12 protein-coding genes are annotated in these 19,866 nt (G+C 45.2%); 4 read left to right on the top strand and 8 right to left on the bottom strand.

Annotated features, from left to right (window positions below; genetic code table 11):
- Positions 1 to 60: 60 nt before the first annotated feature.
- On the bottom strand, positions 61 to 2,097 hold the full coding sequence (locus tag MKY28_RS12310) for a catalase (protein ID WP_445254851.1): 2,037 nt from the start codon (positions 2,095 to 2,097) through the stop codon (positions 61 to 63).
- A gap of 206 nt (positions 2,098 to 2,303) precedes the next feature.
- Here MKY28_RS12310 and MKY28_RS12315 point away from each other — a divergent pair, with 206 nt between their 5' ends.
- Positions 2,304 to 2,564, top strand: coding sequence for a hypothetical protein (locus tag MKY28_RS12315; protein WP_074094912.1), 261 nt, complete (start codon positions 2,304 to 2,306; stop codon positions 2,562 to 2,564).
- Positions 2,565 to 2,689: 125 nt separating this feature from the next.
- On the opposite strand, the gene MKY28_RS12320 is transcribed toward MKY28_RS12315, so the two are convergent.
- Complete coding sequence (locus MKY28_RS12320; protein ID WP_340032891.1) at positions 2,690 to 6,430, bottom strand: alpha-L-arabinofuranosidase C-terminal domain-containing protein; 3,741 nt, start codon at positions 6,428 to 6,430, stop codon at positions 2,690 to 2,692.
- Positions 6,431 to 6,815: 385 nt separating this feature from the next.
- On the opposite strand from MKY28_RS12320, the gene MKY28_RS12325 reads away from it, so the two are divergent.
- Positions 6,816 to 9,233 carry a family 43 glycosylhydrolase gene (locus tag MKY28_RS12325; RefSeq protein WP_340936064.1) on the top strand — a complete coding sequence of 806 codons (2,418 nt, stop codon included), beginning with the start codon at positions 6,816 to 6,818 and terminating at the stop codon, positions 9,231 to 9,233.
- A gap of 133 nt (positions 9,234 to 9,366) precedes the next feature.
- Here MKY28_RS12325 and MKY28_RS12330 read toward each other — a convergent pair whose 3' ends face one another.
- Complete coding sequence (locus tag MKY28_RS12330) at positions 9,367 to 9,921, bottom strand: helix-turn-helix domain-containing protein (protein ID WP_047842801.1); 555 nt, start codon at positions 9,919 to 9,921, stop codon at positions 9,367 to 9,369.
- 130 nt (positions 9,922 to 10,051) lie between these two features.
- Between MKY28_RS12330 and MKY28_RS12335 the strand changes: the two genes are divergently transcribed.
- Complete coding sequence (locus tag MKY28_RS12335; RefSeq protein WP_340936065.1) at positions 10,052 to 10,633, top strand: LysE family transporter; 582 nt, start codon at positions 10,052 to 10,054, stop codon at positions 10,631 to 10,633.
- Between the two features lie 54 nt (positions 10,634 to 10,687).
- Here MKY28_RS12335 and MKY28_RS12340 read toward each other — a convergent pair whose 3' ends face one another.
- A complete protein-coding gene (locus MKY28_RS12340; RefSeq protein ID WP_340936066.1) occupies positions 10,688 to 11,665 on the bottom strand; it encodes an MBL fold metallo-hydrolase in 978 nt (325 codons plus the stop codon).
- Positions 11,666 to 11,932: 267 nt separating this feature from the next.
- Between MKY28_RS12340 and MKY28_RS12345 the strand changes: the two genes are divergently transcribed.
- Positions 11,933 to 12,877 carry an alpha/beta fold hydrolase gene (locus MKY28_RS12345; protein WP_340936067.1) on the top strand — a complete coding sequence of 315 codons (945 nt, stop codon included), beginning with the start codon at positions 11,933 to 11,935 and terminating at the stop codon, positions 12,875 to 12,877.
- Between the two features lie 87 nt (positions 12,878 to 12,964).
- Here MKY28_RS12345 and MKY28_RS12350 read toward each other — a convergent pair whose 3' ends face one another.
- The 4 genes from MKY28_RS12350 to MKY28_RS12365 form a co-directional block, all read right to left on the bottom strand.
- Positions 12,965 to 13,612: a hypothetical protein gene (locus MKY28_RS12350; protein ID WP_076249457.1), complete on the bottom strand. Its 648-nt coding sequence runs from the start codon at positions 13,610 to 13,612 to the stop codon at positions 12,965 to 12,967.
- Positions 13,613 to 13,923: 311 nt separating this feature from the next.
- On the bottom strand, positions 13,924 to 15,405 hold the full coding sequence (locus MKY28_RS12355; protein WP_076249950.1) for a DHA2 family efflux MFS transporter permease subunit: 1,482 nt from the start codon (positions 15,403 to 15,405) through the stop codon (positions 13,924 to 13,926).
- A gap of 68 nt (positions 15,406 to 15,473) precedes the next feature.
- The gene (locus MKY28_RS12360; RefSeq protein WP_076249458.1) at positions 15,474 to 16,061 is read right to left on the bottom strand and encodes a TetR/AcrR family transcriptional regulator; all 588 of its coding nucleotides are present in this window, start codon (positions 16,059 to 16,061) and stop codon (positions 15,474 to 15,476) included.
- Positions 16,062 to 16,323: 262 nt separating this feature from the next.
- Positions 16,324 to 19,578, bottom strand: coding sequence for a bifunctional cytochrome P450/NADPH--P450 reductase (locus MKY28_RS12365; protein WP_076249459.1), 3,255 nt, complete (start codon positions 19,576 to 19,578; stop codon positions 16,324 to 16,326).
- Between the last annotated feature and the right edge of the window lie 288 nt (positions 19,579 to 19,866).

A 19,866-nucleotide genomic window follows, 5' to 3' on the forward strand; every position in this document is an offset into this window, starting at 1 on the left:
TGTGTCTGGTCTATCTAGTTTAGACGCATGAACTTCCCATGTCCAGTTTATCCCACGTGGCTATGTCCGATCCCAAAAGCGCTGCTGGGTCATCGCTTGAATGAATTGCTCTGCAAACGCCGCAGGCTGCTGTTCCACAATGACGCCAGGTTTGCCTATAATGCCGACCGGCTGGATCACCGCTGCACCCGTCGGTGTAGCACCGATCGGTTTGAAATGATTGTACGTTTCGATCGCATAGGATCGGGTGTATTTCTGAACATAATCGTTTTCCTGCTGTCCTCCAACAATGAACAGACCATCATATACCAAGGGCGAGCCGGTCAAAAAGCTGTCGTCCACCTTGAGCTCCACATTCCCTGTTCCACGCACCACACCCTGTCTTTCATGTACAATGACCGGTTGAAGTCCCGCTCCCTTAAGCTCTTCCAAAATGTATTGTGTGCTCGGGCCATCGAATCCTTCCCCAACAATCACTCCGACACGCAATGTCTTGGGAGAAAACACCGTATTTGCCATGCTGAGCGCAGGTGACGACTTCGTCACTGGAGATTCAGGGACGTTAGGTACATTGACTCCGAGTTCCACGGCCAGAATGGTCGCCAGCTCCGTGCTGATATGACCTAACATATTGACAACCTGCTGACGAATGGAAACATCCTTTACCTTCCCAAGTTCAAACGTAAGTGCCTGAATGATATGGCTTCTCTCCAAGCCTGACATGCTGTTCCAGAAGAGACGTGCTTGCGAGAAATGATCCAGGAAGCTGGGTGCCGTTTTCCGTTCTTTAAGACCTTGCACTGGGGAAGGATATGTCACAAATCCCCCTTTTGTTCCCGGCACAGTATAAGGTGAGTTATTGGCAAGCGAATTGTCATGATAGGCGACTCTCCCCTGATCAATGGTATAGCGAGAGGCTCCATCTCTCTGGTTGTTATGTACAGGGCATATCGGACGATTGATCGGCAGTTCCTGATAATTTGTGCCCACCCTCGCCAATTGAGTATCCGTGTACGAAAACAGTCGCCCTTGAAGCAAAGGATCATTGCTAAAGTCAATGCCACGTACGATGTTCCCTGGATGGAAAGCAACCTGTTCCGTTTCCGCAAATACATTTTCGACATTGCGGTTAATCGTCATTTTGCCAATGATTCGCACCGGAATGTCTTCTTCAGGCCATAATTTCGTTGCATCCAAAATATCAAAATCAAACTTGAATTCATCCGCTTCCTCCAAAACTTGTATTCCGAGTTCAAACTCCGCAAAATTACCCGCATTGATGTTTTCCCACAGTTCCCTGCGATGAAAGTCCGGATCCGCACCTCCCAGCTTTTGAGCTTCATCCCACACAAAAGAATGCATGCCAAGTACGGGCCTCCAATGAAATTTCACGAATCTGGATTTGCCTTCATTGTTCACCAGTCGGAAGGTATGTACTCCAAATCCTTGCATCATTCGAAAGCTTCGCGGTATCGTGCGATCCGACATAATCCACATGACCATAGCAGCCGACTCCTGGTTATTCGCAATGAAATCCCAGAAGGTGTCGTGTGCAGTAGAGCCCTGTGGAATTTCATTGTTAGGTTCCGGCTTTACCGCATGAATCAAATCCGGGAACTTAACTCCGTCCTGAATGAAAAAAACAGGTATATTGTTGCCAACCAAGTCAAAATTGCCTTCCTCAGTATAAAACTTCACGGCGAACCCACGTACATCCCGATTCGTCTCGTTAACCCCTTTGGAACCAGCAACTTCGGAAAAACGCACAAACAGCGGTGTTTTCACTCCTGGATTCTGAAGAAAATGAGCCATCGTTAACTCTTCAAGTGATTCATATAACTCAAATTCACCGTAAGCTCCATATCCGCGAGCATGCACAACTCTCTCCGGGATGCGTTCCCGGTCAAAGTGAGACAATTTCTCACGCATCAGAAAATCTTCAAGCAGCGTGGGTCCGCGATCCCCCGCTTTTAGCGAGTTGCTGTCATCTGATATTTTAACCCCTTCGTTGGAAGACATCTCTTTCCCGTTATTGTCCCGAAGAAAGGTGTTTCTTTGCTCAATCTTTTTATTCTCATCCATAGGTTCCTTGCTCATCCCAATCACCTCCAGAATATATGTATGGGATTGAAAATGCATTTATGAGTATCTGTTATACCTATGAATTGTTGTGAATTCCACAGGCACTAGATATAAATGGAAGGTGTTAACCCCATTTATTGCTCATGACGTCTTTTGTCTAGCACCTTCTACTTCACATTGTCATTTACTATAGAGAATCTAATAGAAAAGAGATGATTAGTATGGCTCGTGTCAATGCTGTTCCGCAACCGGATCTGGTATTAATCTATTGGTCAAGAAATCCCCTCGTCCCTGGTTCTGCGCGCAGAATCCAAAGTGTGCGCGTGATTGGTAATACGTCTCCATGTACATTCACACTGGTTCCCGGTGCACGGCTAATCAATGCACTGAACTGTTTGCTGGACAATGATATTGGATTCAAAGTGGTCTATCGCCATAAAACGTCGGCAATCAGTGGCGTTCTGTTATTAAAACGCAGATAATCAGACCCAAAGAAATGGTGCCTTCCTTTAGGAGAGCACCATTTCTTCGTTCTTTGATCATCAATGGACAGATTTCGAACGCCAAAAAACCGCGATAACCGCGGTCTCTTGTTCACGATATGAATTTAATTCAGAATATCCATCACCAATACATTCACTGAATGAGCTGTTAAGTTAACGACCACCGATGTATCCGACAGTGTAATCTCCTGTTCTTGGGGAACCACTTTCTCATCATTCTTCTGATTCACATTCGGAATATGCACCAAATGATCTTCTCCAGTAAGCGTGATCAATCTGGCTGTAGTATCAACCTTTAGATCCTGAAGGCAAATCCGGGTTGATTTATCCACACCATCTGCATTCACCAGTTTCACAAACACATGCCGTGCGTCCTTCGTAACGGAGTGGAATACTTCCCGGTTGTAAGCTTCCAGCTTGTAATCCAGAACCTTGCTGGTATTACGTCCGTCTGTATAGGAGCAAACCAGATTTTTTCCTGTATCCCCACCATAGTTAACCGTGATTGTATAATGGGTTCCATTCTCGAGTGGTTCATAGTTGGCCGCTCTCAGGTTACCTGCTGCCGAGCTGGATGAATAGTCTCCCAGTGTATAACCCTCAATCCCTTGTTTGTACACCTTCACGCCTGTTGCGTTCCCGCCGTAACTAATTGCGTACTCAATGACATCCTTGTTCTCAGGCGAGATATCCGTCAGTCCCACACCGATGTAAAAACCATCCTCACCTGAAATTCTTTCAGCCTCAACGTGAACTTTGTAATTGGTCCATTCGTCATTCAGCAGATACAATCCATTCAATCCACTTGATTGTGCCTTCAAAATGAGTCCTTTTCCTGCGGTTAACGCATATCCTTCCGATCCGGGAATCTGTCTCCATGCCTCACTAGGCTCTGTACGTTCCCTGAAATCTTCATCAAACATCAAACTGCTATCCACATTGGACGTCACTGTAACTCGTTTCACCACGATGTCTGCATGACCCGTTGCAATCTCGATACCTCCACGAGGAATGAGATTCAACGGTTTGCCTTTGCTATAGGTGGAGAATGAAGTCTCAAGCACCTGATCCCCTACATATTTTGCAAAAAGCTGCTGTACATAGTAATTCGGTGTATACCACACGGTTTCATCATCAAACCAGATGCAGTCTGGCGTCCAGCGGTAAGTACCGTCCGTTAGTACTTTGTTGAACAATGGCGCATAGGCAGCCAAACGAACAACGTCTGCATTATTTTCAAATCCAGTCATGATCGCAGCTTCTGCGACCGCTCCTGCCAGCGTGTTTTTGTCCGTGGAAGCATATTCTCCAACAAATACTTTGGATGTTTCTTTCCAATCGATACTTCCGTCTTCAAGATAAGCCCGGTCATAGTAGTTGTATCGATCCGCGTTATTCAGCAAATATTCATTGGAGCGGTAGTAGTGCTCATCTGCAATGGTGTCCATATAATTGTCCTGGTTTTCATACCAGGTTACCGTCTCCTCAATCACCTCTGTGCCATCTGCAAAAGCAACTTGAGCCGATCCGGTCAGATTCCCGCTGAGGAATTTCCATCCTTCCTGGTACGCATCATCATCCGCCTGAGCACCAACCGTCGAGATAATGTGCAGCTCATGATCAGGATAGTTCTGCTCCATGTAGTCATCTATTGAACGTTTGAATACTTCGAAGTTGGCAAAAAATTCAGTGCCCCAGTTCTCATTGCCTACGCCCAGATAACGAAGATCAAACGGTTCAGGATGTCCCATCTCGCTTCGTACCGCTGCCCATTCGTTGTGTTCAAAGTCTGTACTGAGCGCAAAGTCAATCAGATCTGTAAAGTTGCGGATATAATAATCTCTTAAAGCGCCACCCGCAGGGTGAGCATAATCCGAGCGTGCCTGACACAACACACCGCAAGCCATGACTGGAACTGGAGCGGCATTCAGATCTTCCGCCAGTTGGAAGTACTCCATATAACCAAGCCCCATCGTCATCATGTAACCCCAGACATTATAATTCTCTTTGCGGAGCTCAACCGGACCCACAGAATCCTTCCAGTCATATACGTTATCCCAGATAAAAGACCCCTCCGAGATACATCCTCCCGGAAAACGCAAGAACTTCGGATGCAGATCTGCGAGTGCCTGGATTAGATCTTTTCTCAATCGATAGTTCGGATTACCTGTGTAGTTGGCATGTGCTGTAGCCGATATGCCTTCTTCTGTCGGGTCAGCTCCCCATACATTCTGAGGGACCAAGGACACCATATCGATAGAAATGTCACCTGCAAACATAAGTGCCAGTTGACCAAGTACAGTCTCCGTTCCGGTCAGAGACACACCGTATTTCTTCCATGTGTTCCCACCTTCAACATGCAGTGTTACCGAATCACTGATGGATGTGTCACTTCCATCCTGCAATTGAACAGTGATCGTTCCTGCCGATTCTGCTTTTGCCCATACGGTAAAGTCATATGATTCTCCCTGCTTGATGGACATGGCACAATGCTGGTTGGAGTCTGAGAATCCACGATTCCGAATCGTAGCCCCATCCTGAACCGTTACATAATAAGCATTTACTTCAGGGTCTTCCACGTTAAAGTGAACGTTTAGTCCATCCGTATGCTGTACGAGCATTTTCTCCGTATCGCCTGACCAGGCGAACAAAGGCTCACAATTTCGACCTGTCGAACAACCACACTCTCCAGAGTCATGCGAGTATGTATCAAATGCAAAAGATTCAAATGATCGATTCTGAACAAGCTCTGCATAGATTCCGCCATCTGCCGCATTGTTAATATCCTCGTAAAAAAGTCCATACATGACTTCACTGATATCAGCCACCTTCTGATCTCCATGTATGGTGACGGTATAGGGAGCGACATGTGCTGGCACAACAGACACGTCAAAGCTTTGGCTCAGCTTACGATCACCTCTGTTCAGAAGCGCCCGGAGTGTAACCTCTTGTGCCAATGTGATTGCCTGAACCTCTCCGTTCTCGGACAGAACTTCTGGAGCACTGGAGCTCCATTCAACAGACACTTTACCACCCAGCAAGTCTGCGGGTAATGATACATCCTTGGTGATGATTCGGTTGGGGAAGGACAAGTACTTGTCCGCCGCAAGCTTCACAATCGCTTCATCTGTCAGTGATTCACACATCACTTCAATGACTTCATCCATGGTGAGCGCTGCCCCATAGATCCGAAAGTCGGATAACGAACCTGCAAAGTCCACATCCGCTGCATACTGGGAACGTCCAATATAATTCTGGCTATAATTCTCAGGATCGGTGAACGAATCAAACCATTCGCGCAATTTGGCATAATTGCCGCTCGACGTCTGACTGATCGAGCCGTCTGCGGCCTTCTCCCCGTTCACATACACAATTGGACCCGCACTGCTCAACGTTCCCCCTTGGCTACCTGCCACGGAGAGCGCAATATGCAGCCATTCTCCACTTGCAACTCCTCCACTTGGGTGGACAACCAGATTATCGCCGGCATATAACGTTCCCAAAAGCTGACGTGTCAGAAACAAATACGGCCCCTTCTCCCCTTTGCCAAAGTCAAAAATGCGTTCCCACACATTAGACCCCTTGCCCAGAAACACCCAAGTGGCAATCGTGATTCCCGTGTTATCGCTTACATCACGAAGCAGATTCGAGGGTAATTGCAGATAAGAAGTTCCATTCGCTCCCCCGTTGAAAGTCACCGCCGTTCTGCCTTTCAACTCGGATATCACAGGCGGGATCTCGCCTTTGGCTATACCATCATGGCCCTTACCGGAGCTGTCCTTCCCGATCTGAACGGTATCTTCAAACGTGTATTGTGCAATTAATTGATTTTGATATGTGCTCATGTTCTTACCTCCTATGTAGTTGGGATTTGTCGGTTTACGCTTTTAATTCGTATTAATATAAAATGATTGATAAATAGTTAAACACATTTCTTAAACGTAATAATATCGCATCATCGATCCCCATTTCAATCCTAAATTTGAGAAAGACAACTGGTTTATTTGAATGTAATGACCTTTATCGGCTCTTCCCGTCTCTTATTTATTTTTCATTTTACTCTTATAAACATTAGATTTATGGTTTACAAACATATAAATCAATTGATAATATAACAAATGAAAGCGCTTGATATAATGAAATACTCAAAGGAGGTCTGCCGAACCTTTTATCGTGTGTTGCCAAGTATCGGTTGATTTTTCATTCCGGGGAATAGGAAAGGGGAAACGTATGAAACGTTATTGGGTTCGCGTACTTAACATTTCTGTACTAAGCACCACTTTACTTACTGCAACAACTTTGGCGCCGGTCTCGGTGTTCGCAAATGGTTCAGGGGCAACCATGGGTAACTCGCAGAGTTCCACCATACCTATCGCTAATCCTGCTCCAACATTTAAAAATGTTTCCGTTCATGACCCTTCTGTCATTAAGGTGGATGATACGTTTTATATTTTTGGTTCACATCTGCAAGTGGCTAAGTCCAAAGACTTTCTGAACTGGGATCTGGTCGCCTCCGGCGTTACAGATAACAACCCTGTTGTCCCCAATGTAACCAAGGAATTCGCTGAAGCGCTGGAATGGGCGCAGACAGATACGTTATGGGCAGCAGATGTCATTCAATTGGCGGATGGCAAGTTTTATATGTACTACAATGCTTGTAAAGGGGACTCTCCGCGATCAGCGCTCGGCATTGCTGTCGCAGACAATATCGAAGGCCCTTATAAGGATCAAGGCATTCTGTTGAAATCCGGCATGTGGGATCAGATCAGTGAGGATGGTACCATTTACGATGCAACGATTCATCCCAATGTGGTCGATCCGGATGTCTTTTATGATAAAAACGGCAAGTTATGGATGGTGTATGGCTCGTATTCCGGAGGGATTTTCATTCTGGAGATGGATGCAACGACAGGTAAACCACTGCCAAATCAAGGTTATGGCAAAAAGCTGACCGGAGGCAATCATAGTCGTATTGAAGCCCCTTACATGCTCTATAGTCCGGAAACCGATTATTATTATCTGTACTTGTCTTACGGTGGACTAGGTGCTGATGGAGGATATAATATTCGCGTTGCCCGCTCCAAAACACCGGATGGGCTTTTCCTCGATGCGGAAGGAAACGATATGATCAACGTTAAAGCGGACAAGGATAAACCGTTGTTTGATGATCGTTCTATTGAACCTTTTGGAGTTAAATTGATGGGGAACTTCCTGTTCGAGAGACAGATCGGTGATCCGGGCACAGGCCTAGGTAACGGCTATGTATCGCCAGGGCATAACTCTGCTTATGTTGATCCGGAGACTGGCAAACAATTTCTCATCTTCCATACCCGCTTTCCAGGGCGTGGCGAAGAGCATGAAGTTCGCGTGCATGAGATGCATATGAATGCAGATGGTTGGCCCGTTGTTTCGCCGTATCGCTATGCGGCTTTGGGAGAGGATACCACGCAACTGACAACTCAGGAGATCGCTGGTCAGTACCAATGGGTGAATCATGGTAAGGACATCACGGCGGACATCAAGCCATCCCAGACGGTTCAGTTCACGGCAGATGGGCAGATTCATGGTGCCGTGACAGGAACATGGAGTCTTGGTGCAGACAACAAGGTTCAGATCACTTCGAATAACGTTGTGTACAAAGGCGTTTTCACACATGAATGGAACTCGGAATCTCAAAGTACGGTTCTGACCTTTAGCGCCCTCTCCTTTTCCGGGATTGCCATCTGGGGAAGTCAAGGTGTTGAACAGACTGATCAGGACATTGTAGATGCGGTGAAAAAGGACCTGAGCATTAGCAATACGGATCACGTGTTCTTCAATCTGTCTCTGCCTACCAAGGGAACAAGTGATGCAGACATTACGTGGAAAAGCTCCAACACTTCGGCTCTATCCTCTACAGGTGTAGTGCAGCGACCACGCGCTGGTAAGGGCGATGCCAAAGTGAAATTAACCGCAACGATTCGTAAAGGAACTGCGGTAAGCTCCAAAACGTTTAACGTTATCATTTCACAGCAAGCGGTAAGCCCATTGCTCGGTGAGTTTACTTTTGAACACAAGAAAATTGGCAAAGTCGCACAGGATTACAGCAAAAACGAATATCACGGACAAGCCTTTAACGTGGTCAGTTCTGCTGCTAGTGGCAAAAATCAGGCTGCTACATTCAATGGGACAGACAGTTACATTCAGTTACCTGGACTCATTACAGATACAACGGATTTCACGTTTAGCGCCTGGGTCAATTGGGATGGCGGCGGGTCCTGGCAGCGTATTTTCGACTTTGGAAATGGTTTGACGAGGCATATGTTCCTTACTCCCTCCCAACATAATGGAGCATTACAATTCACCATTCATAATGAGGGACGGGATCAGAGCCTGATTGCTGCAAAACCACTGCCTCCCAAAGAGTGGGTTCATGTCGCTGTAACCCTTCAGGGTGATGTGGGCACTCTTTATGTGAATGGTACATCGGTTGCAAGCAGCTCTGAGATTACTTTTAACCCGAAAGATCTGCAGGCAACGGAAGCTTATGTAGGCAAGAGTCGTTATACGGCTGATCCGTTCTATAAAGGTAGCCTGGATAACGTAAGAGTGTATGATAAAGCTTTAACAGCCAAGGAAATCCAGCGTCAGGCCAAAGAAAAACCATAAGTTAGAGTCCTATCATAGGCGTTGGACTCCATAGCGAACAAACCTATAAAGCAGCCAACGTAATAAACTGCACCCATCTGTTAGAGACGACTAACAGCGGTGTTGCAGTTTGTTACATCAGGCTGCTTTATTTTCACTTCGAATAATGTATGACCATGCTTAACTTGATAGCCGAAGCTCCATGATTAATATAGGCATGGGGCCTGTCTGCTCGGAAACGGATTGACTCCCCTTGGTTCACTGCATATTCCTCCGTCCCTACCCGAATCGTAACTTCCCCTTCAAAGACCGTAATAAATTCTTCCGTACCTTCGATATGCGGTTCAGCATTCAACTCAGACTTAGGGTCCATTTCCATCATGTACATTTCAAAGCGGCGTCCTTCTTCAAAAGGAAAATGCGGATAAATCCGAACCCTTCCCTCATCCTCCATCAATACTTGAATATCATCCCCCGTTACAACGGTTGTATCTGACTTCGGCTCGTGAATCAAAGCAGTAAAGGAAGTTTTCAGGCCATTAGCAATCTTCCATACGGTTGCAATGGATGGATTGGATTCACCACGTTCAATCTGACCAAGCATGGTCTTGCTAATACCAGACATTTCGGCGACCTTGTCCAGACTGAGTTTTCTTTGTTCCCTAAGCTGTTTCAGGTTCTGAGCAAGAATACTATTAATGTTTTTCAAAAATCCATCCTCCTCATTTCATAATTTTGTTGTGCTATATAACGTACATGTTGTACAATGATAAAGACCGTACGCTATAACGTACATTTGAGGTCATTATATCACACAACTAAGAAGACGTGGAGGAACCATGAACATTATACCTTTAGTGACCTATGCAATCATCGCTTCATTTACACCAGGACCCAACAACATCATTTCCATGACGCATGCCAGAAATCAGGGGTTCCGCAAGACCCTTCCGTTTATTAGTGGAGTTGCAGCCGGCTGCCTGCTAATTATGTTTCTGTCCAGTTATTTCAACCTTATTCTTCATCAATATATTCCTAGGATCAAACCCGTCTTAAACGTGTTAGGGTGTGTGTACATGCTCTATCTGGCTCTCAAAATTATGCGAAGTAAACCTGCAGATTCGCAAGAAAACAAGGTTAATCATTATTCATTTCTATTTGGGTTCACCCTGCAATTCATCAATCCCAAAGTCATTCTGTATGGGCTTACTGCCATATCCGTTTTTGTTCTGCCTCTTGGGCAGTCCCATGTACAATTAATTGTATTTTCCTTGCTGCTCACCTTCATCGGGATTAGTGCCAATATGACCTGGGCGTTCGGTGGCATGTTATTCCAGAGCTTTCTATTAAGATACGAGCGTCCTGTTAATATCGTCATGGGTATGTTGTTAATTTACAGTGCACTATCAATCCTGATGTAAAATGTAATAGAAAAAGCGTCCACTCATTTGATGAGCTGAACGCTTTTATTTTTTTCATCCTAATTCCGGTCTCCACCATGGATGTGTAGGGTAATGCTCCGTATGAAGCACAACCTTCTCGCCGATTTTGGGAGTTGCAATCTTAACGTTCAAAGCATGTGCAGCCTTCGTGATTCGTTCAACCGGTTCATTCCAGGCATGATAGGCCAGCGTAAATGCGGCCCAATGAATCGGGATAAGCAACTTACCTCCTACATCCAAATGCGCTTGCACCGTTTCTTCCGGCATCATATGAATATTGGACCAACGCTCGTCATATTGCCCGCATTCCATCAACGTCAGGTCAAATGGACCATATTTACTGCCAATTTCCTTGAAATGAGGACCATATCCGCTATCCCCGCTAAAGAACACCTTCGTATGTTGTCCAGCGATGACCCATGAACACCACAAGGTAGAATTACGGTCAAATAATCCTCTGCCTGAGAAATGTCGCGCTGGCGTGCAAGCGAATGTTAGATTTTTGAACGATAACTCATCCCACCAGTTGTGCTCGGTAATCTGTTCCGAACGCACACCCAGTTGAATTAGCCGTCGACGGACGCCAAGCGGTACGATAAATCGCTTTGTTTTATCCTTTAATCTGCGAATGGAGTCATAATCCAGATGATCATAATGGTCATGCGATATAATGATTGCATCCAGCGTTGGGAAATCCTCCGGTTGAATCGGTAGATTGGTGCTGTAACGTTTGGTGCCCACCCAGGATACGGGTGATGGACGATTGCCCAGCATCGGATCAAAGAGCAATCTGTGCCCTTCAATTTCGAGTAAAAAAGCCGAATGCCCGAACCATGTAACCTGTGGATTATCGGATGCACTGAAGGTTTCAGCAGGTTCACATATCTCCATAGGCATGGTACCAGATGGCCTCCGCTCTACATTGCCACGCATGGAATCTCTCAATATACTGATCAGGGACTTGAAGTTCATGCCTGCCGATGTCGGGAGCTGATTTTCGTATTTTGTCATTGTGCATACCTTCTGTTCTATATAATCAATCTAGGTTCAATATTTGGAAGAGAACTATTCATATCGTAGCTATATATTAATTCATTGGCCGATGATATACAATTTTCACTAGAACACGCCCATCCCCCATGATCGGAAATAAATTCAATTAAGATAGAATTAAGACTCTGTTTTCTCTCCTATAAGATTGGGCATATATGATAGAGAAAATACATGGAGAGTATGTGAGAGAACATGAAGAAATGGCGCAAAAGATTAGTTAAGTTTTTGATATTTGACCTCGCGGTAATTCTGTTGCTTCTGGGTACTGGCGTGATCTACCAACAAGTGGGTTTAAGGCAGGATGCCAAAACACTCGTCCCCCCTGGTAAGCTGTACGAAGTCCATGGAGACAATATGCATCTATATACTGGTGGAGAAGGCGATGTAACAGTCGTACTCGCCTCTGGCTGGGGGACCGCTAATCCCTATGTAGATTATTATCCATTATATGAAAAGCTTGCTCCCAACACAAAATTCGCTGTATATGACCGATTTGGCTATGGATATAGCGATCAGACCGATAAAAAACGTGATGTCGATACCGTAGCTGAAGAATTACACGAGTTGTTGCAGGTATCTGGACAGAAGCCACCTTATGTATTAGTTGGACATTCGCTCGGCTCGCTGGAAACCATCCGTTTCGCACAAAAATACCCGGATCTCGTCAAGGGCATCGTCATGATTGATGGCGGAAGCCCCGAATATTATTCGAATGACGATGACTCTTTGGCAGACACAATTGGTGGTTTTGCGAATAAATTCCGTATCCAAACCGGACTATTCCGCCTCTCCATGCAATCTGACATGGTTGTCGAAACTTCTAATGCCAATCGTAATGAACTGAAACTTGTACCCGATGATCTGAAAAAAATGGATACAACTGCGCTGTTGCACAACTATGGTAATGTGAACACGTTGGATGAATTACGTGAAATAGCTGCCAATGCCAAAGTGGTTGTAGATCACAAGCAAACCTTACCGTTTCCACTCACCATACTGACGGCTGATTACCTTGGTGCAAGTGAACCCGAATGGGATAAATCACAATTAGAATTCAAATCCTGGTCAGATGATTCTAAACAGGTAACCATTAAAGATACCGATCATTACATCCATCAATATCGCCCTGACCTCGTTGCGGATGAGATATTGGCCCTGGTAAAGAAGTAACGTACACTCTGCAAAAGTAAGACTATGTTATATCATAAAAGAAACCCCAAAGATTCTCTAATATCTTTGGGGTTTCTTTTATGTGATTTATTGTGCTATCGCCAGTCTTGGCCGTTGGGACCTGAAATCGCTGAAAGCTTGTTCGATCTCTAATGAAGTCAACTGGTGACGATAAAAGTACTGTTTCATCGTCTCCATTTCGGTTCGATCGCCATTGTAGATGTTATCAATTCTTCGAATGACCTGGTTATATAAGTTCTCACGTCTGGAGTTTACAGGCTCACACAACCAAAAGTTCGTTCTTTTCACATCACCTGTCTTGGTCCAGAGCAGATTCTCATAACGGATGACATCCCAGTCCCAATATCCAACATGAATCTGCTGAAGTTCCGTCGTAAACATATCGTATATCAAGTTGGGAGGAATGTGTCCATAGGTTACACGGTACTCTTTCAGTTTGAATGCTTCAATCCACTCTGTCAGGGTGTACTCCCCTGGTGAATACGCATACAATTTAGGTGCATAAGAATTACTCTGCAATGCCCTAAGTGCCTCACTTTCCATCTCCCCATCCAATCTTGCCCGTGAAGCATATACCTTGAGACAATAGTCTTGCAATCTATATACAACCGAGCTATTACTAATAAGCGATGCCTGTAGAGTGAGATGGCCGTTTTTTTCGTAGTGCAACAGCATCTGTTCAATGTTATTACCAATGGGATTGATGATGATCATAATGAAGTCTCCTTGATTAAAAATAAAATATAAACCGTTTTCGAATTGGTTAAAAATTGTACTATTACATTCTATATTACCCTTTTATATTAGTATGAACATATACAATTTTGCCGGAACATGAAGTATTTGCTCTGAAATTCATTCTTTAAACCGCTGTATTCCGGCTACATTTTTACTCTAAAGGCTGTAACCCGTTTCACGTCAACACCAAAAAAGATAGAATAAGTACGCAAAAAAGCGATGCGTCCTTAAAGTTAAGGGACACATCGCTCAGATACAATATCAAATTGTTATTGTTAGTTATTGGATTAATGCATAGGACCTTGTTGTCCAGCTTGAGCTCCAACTTTGACCCGCTTCACGAAGATTGAAGTAATCAGACCCGTGATCGCCAGAACCAGTGCAAAAACAAATGCATTCTGTATACCTGATGTGAAACCAGCCAGTTTATTCTCCGGACTCTCCGGATTCGCCACACCGCTCAAGAAGCTGGACTGTCCTGCGCTCAGTATACTTACCGCAACAGCCGTACCGATTGCTCCGGATACCTGTTGCAACGTATTCATGATGGCAGTACCATGCGGATAGTACTCAGGTGGCAGTTGATTCAGACCATTGGTCTGTGCAGGCATCATAATCATCGAGATACCGACCATCATGAATACATGCAGCGTAATAATCGTTCCAAGGGAAGTCGTCGCTTCAATACCCGTGTACAAGAACAGGACAATCGCCACGATTGACATTCCGATAATAACAAGCCATTTAGGACCAAACTTGTCAAATAAACGTCCCATGACTGGAGACAAGAATCCATTTAACAGACTACCTGGCAACAAGACTAATCCTGCAGTCAGTGCCGTGACAGCCATCCCCTGTTGCAGATACATCGGCAGAATCAACATGGATGACAAAATAATCATCATACAGATGAAGACCAGGATCAAACCGACAGTAAACATCGGATATCTGAATACACGCAAATCCATCATTGGCTGTTTCATTCTCAACTGACGGATACTGAATAACAGCAAGGACAACACACCAATAACGAGAGTAGCAACAACTACCGGACTGGTCCAGCCTCCGCCACCATCCCCATGTCCACCTGCACTACTGAATCCGTATACGATACCACCAAAACCAAGGGTGGACAATATAATAGACAGTATGTCAATTTTGGGCTTGGTCAATTTCGAAATATTCGGCAAGAACAGCAAGCCACATACCAGTGAGATAATGAAAAACGGCAAGGAAATCCAGAAGATCCAGTGCCAGCTCAGATTAGCCAGGATCAGACCGGAGATACTCGGACCGCTTGCTGGCGCAAACATGATAACCAAACCGATCAGTCCCATGGCAGCACCACGTTTTTCAATCGGGAAAATAACCAATATCGTGTTAAACATCAGTGGCAGCAACAGCGCTGTACCTACAGCCTGAAGTACCCGTGCCACTAACAGAATTTCGAAGCTAGGTGCAAGCGCAGCAACGAATGTGCCTGCAATGGAGAAAATCAGGGACGTTGTGAACAGCTGTCTGGTTGTAAACCACTGTAACAGCGTTCCAGATACCGGTACCAGGATTCCCAATACAAGCAAGTATCCTGTGGTTAACCATTGAATCGTTGTAGGTCCTACTTCAAGCAGTCCCATAAGTGGCGTCAATGCCACGTTTAATGCCGTTTCTCCAAACAGACCAATAAAGCCGCTCAGCAGCATCGCGAACAAAATCGGAAATACCTTGTATTGCTTTGTTTCTTGTTGATTCTGTGCAGAATCAGCCTTCATGGAAACCTCCACGATCCCATCCTCCTCAAACGTATCGAACTTTCTTTTTCTCTGTCTCTTGGTATAAATTATTGAATCTGTTTGGCGTTCTTCGTCACAACCGACAAATACTCAGCAGCCGTCAGCAGAGGCTGTTTATCCTGATTCGTCAGGCTGATAATCAGTGCTCCCTCCATCAAAGAAATGATCAGAAGTGCCGTCTCCCGCGCCTTCTCTTCACCAACGCCATCCAGAATCAGTTGTTTCTTAATGACATCCTGCCAATCTGCAAATACACCCTGACATGCAATACGCAACTGCTGACTAATACACGATGTCTCCACAGCTGCCCAGAAGCTGAATGGCAGAAATCCGGTAAACCCGGCTGCTTCTGTTTCATGAGCCAAATCATGAATAAATCTCTGAATGGCATCCCCCGTATTGTCGTGGGCTGCAAATGTTTTCTCAAATGTCTGCAAGATTTGTTCATTGGCTTTTTGAATACACTCGTGCGCGAGCTCTTCCTTGCCTTGCGGGAAATAATGATACAACGACCCTTTCGGCGTACTACTCTCTTTGATGATCTGATTCAGACCGGTCGCATGATATCCTTGTGAAAAAAACAGTCTCGCTGCTGTGCTGACAATAGACTCTCTAGCATTAGACTTTTCACTCAACGAAAGCCACTTCCTTCAAATAATTATAACAATCGGTCTATATAATTAAACTCGTTCAGATAAGGACTGTCAATCATTTTTATTTCAAATTTTAATGTAAACGCTAACAGTTCAGGAGTGAGAAAATGAACCGAGCGACGGCTCATGGTCAGATCATGATAACAGCCGCTAATTTGGAGACAAAGCTCCAGATTAAGCGGCTGTTTGTTAGCTTGAGTATATTAAGGACTGTATATTAGTAGATATTGGAGTCATCTCCGTCTTAATGTACCTCCTCATGCACAGTTTTAGGAGTTTCACCTGTTCGTTTATTACCTGCCCACACGTCTTGCACGTAGCGTCCTTCGGCCTGAAGCTGAATGAGCCAGTCCTTCGCTTGCTGCACCGTTGCTCCCTGCACCTTCTGATACGCTTGTTGCAAAGTCTCTTCTACCGCAGGGGCCATCTGGCTTCCATCCCCGCATACGTAGAGTTTTCCTTTGCTCATCAGCATGTGAATCAACTGTTCGGAATTCTCCTTCATCAGATGCTGTACATACGTTTTGGGCTTGCCATCCGCACGAGAAAAAGCAGTGTGTAGCTTAACGATCCCTTCTCGCTCGTATTGTTCAAGCTCTTGACGATATATGAAATCTGAATCATTCCTGCACCCAAAGAACAGATGCGCTTCACTCAGAGACAAACCTCTCTGTTTCATAACAGCTCTCGCCTGGAGGAAACCTCTGAATGGTGCAACACCCGTCCCCGGTCCCACCATGATCATTGGAACATCAACCTCTTCGGACAGATGAAATTCGGATTCAGGTGTACGTACAAACATCAGAATATCTTCTCCGGATGAACAACCAGCGAGGTACGATGAAGCAACTCCCAGATATTCGCCCTTACCACTCCATGCTGGCTCTCTTACTACCGATACGGTTATGCTTGCTTGCTCGGAATTCAGACTTGGCGAGCTGGATATTGAATAATATCTGGGCTTAAGCGGAGGCAATAGTTCAAGGAACCTTTCGAAAGGCAACTCACACGCCTCATACCTTTCTAGCAGGTCCAACATGGTGATTCGATTGGCAAGAATATCATCCCTGTAGCTGTTTTCGTTCAACATGCCTTCCAGTTCACGCTTATGAGGTGGACATATCGTATGATTAGCTAACTCCTGCAACTGTGTTCTGGAGACTGGTGTCTGCAATTCCACACAATAAGCGAGCAACTCATGAATCTTGACGGGTCTGTTCAGTGGTAGGTGTGTAAGATGGCTGACGTCCGAAGTTAATTGGATCGGAGTATCCCCACGTAGTCCGAACCGACTGAGTATCCGATCCACATTCTGCTTCGGATTACTAGGCAACACGCCGAGATGGTCACCTTCTCTATAACTCATGCCTTCAGGCAATAACACTTCGATGTGACGTGTGCTTCTTCCACTTCCCAGCGCCTGAAGCTCTTTATTAACTACAACCGTGGCATAGCTGGCATCATAAGTTCGTGCAAGAGGCATATCCGTTTTCTCGCGGACAAACTCCATTTGAAGTCTGCTGGCGCTTGGCTTGGAGGATTTGATTGCTTCCTCGCTAATCCCCAAGACACTCAACACCTGAGGCCACAACATATGCTGCCACACCTCGACTTGTTTCTCCATATCACCTCCGGCATCGGCTTCACCACGGGATAACAGTCTTTTACCTCCCAATTCCTCAAGCCTCTCATCTATCAATCGAGGAATGCTCTGGTACGTCCCGGACCAACTCCGATCTCCACAACCCAGAACGGCATAGTTTACATCCTTTGCTTCCTCTGACTCTACTTCCTTCAACCAGTCTACAAATGCCGTAGCATTTTGCGGAGGTTTACCGTTATACGAAGCAGTGACGATGAGAACGACACCTTCGCGGGGTATGCGGCCAACCCACTCATTCAGAGTGGCTGCTTCACTTGGGATTCCATACAAACGCCCTTTCTCCACAAGCTCTCGGGCAATGCCTTCTGCCGTTCCCAGATTGGAACCATATAACACCAGGAGCGAAGGCTTACCATCTGCTTCAACGGCCAGGGTTTCTCCCCTCTGGCTGTCACTTGCTATATTTTTACGAACAACAGGAGCAGGTTTCTCTTTCGCAGTTACGGTCGACTTATTCCTTGTTTGCGAAGCCACGCGCGCTTTCACCTGGATCCGGAAGTCTCCCGGCTTCAACGTTAGCGTCTGTTTAACATCCAACTCATAGTTGCTATAATCGATCAGCTCAAAATGTTTGAGGACCATGCCAAGCACAAGTGTTGCTTCATATAAAGCAAACTGCATGCCTATACACGCTCTCTCCCCATTACCAAAAGGTTTATACGCATGATGAGGCACTTTCGCCGTATCTTCAAATCGCTCCGGACGGAAAAGCTCCGCATCCTCTCCCCATGCCTCTCTATCACGGTGAAGCTGAGGTAGAAGAATACTGCAACTTTCCCCTTTCTTCAACGGGTATTTGCCACCTATGACGGTGTCTTCTTTCGCATATACATCAAATCCCGGGGCTGTTGGCCAGAGACGAAGCGATTCACTAAGAATCATGCGAATATAGGAAAGCTGAAGAATTTCCTCGTACTGTGGTGAGTCACTGACCAATATCTGATCCACCTCGTCATACGCCTTTTGAAGCGATTCCGGATTTTTCAGTAGAAAGTAAAGAGCAAAAGATAATAGACCACTCGTGGTTTCATGTCCGGCAATGAGAAATGTAATAATCTGATAACGAATGTTCTCATCATCCAGCATTTCGCCAGTCTCCGGATCTTTGCCATTCAACATACGTGCGAGCAAGTCGACCTCTTCGGGTGCTGAACTCGCTTTACGTTCCTCTATAATCTGATCTACCAGAGAGAACATCGTCTGAATATCCGCTTGGAACTGTCGTTTGGTTTTCACCATAAGCAGATTCTGAATTTTCAAACGTGAACTCTTCTGCATAGCTTCATTTAAAGCCCGAACCATACTTTCAATAAAAGGACTGTGGTCCTGTCTGTAAAAACTGTTAAACCGATAATTGAATCCACATAGTCCAATGGTATCCAACGTAAGGCGTGTCATATCATCCGCAACATCAATCGTATCGTTGGAATTGAGGCGTGCCCACTTGTTGATCAACTGTTCGGCAATATCAACCATCATGGGATGATAACCTTTCATGGCCTGTTTGCTGAAGGTGGGAAGCAGAATGTTATGGGCCTTTTTCCAATTGGGCTCTGATGTTCTGCTTGTAAATAAACCATCGCCTCCAAAGGCACGTACATTTTCGAGTTCATTGTATACATATTTGTCAAAACGGGACACATCGCACAACTCAGCGACAAGATCTGGTCCAGATACGATTAAACCGGAATAACCGGGAACGGTAAGTCGATATATTGGTCCATGCTGTTCAGCCAGGACACCTAGCGACAGTGTTGGTTTATCTTTGTCTATCAAAGGCAGATTGCCAAGTGGTCCATACATTTTGGGCTGTGGAATGTAAGTTGCATCACTCATGATGATCACCTCTTAACTGTACGCCGTGGAGCAAGGTATTCGTTAGCCATATGATGGCTGTTCTGCTTTCATTCATAAGTGATCTCTCCTTTGATGATTTTATAAATGATAGTAATATGTATCATTTGATAATACAATAAACCACATTTAACTTAATATCAAATTTTCTTCCGGCTGAATTACTTTCAATTGAACCGTTCAACGTTTAAGTTGATAACAACAAATAGAGGATTGCATATGCAATCCCCTACTGTATGAACCAATGACACTATGATTTTATGACGCTTT

Origin of the sequence: Paenibacillus sp. FSL R5-0473 (genome assembly GCF_038004565.1) — a bacterium.
Taxonomy (GTDB): Bacteria; Bacillota; Bacilli; order Paenibacillales; family Paenibacillaceae; genus Paenibacillus; species Paenibacillus amylolyticus.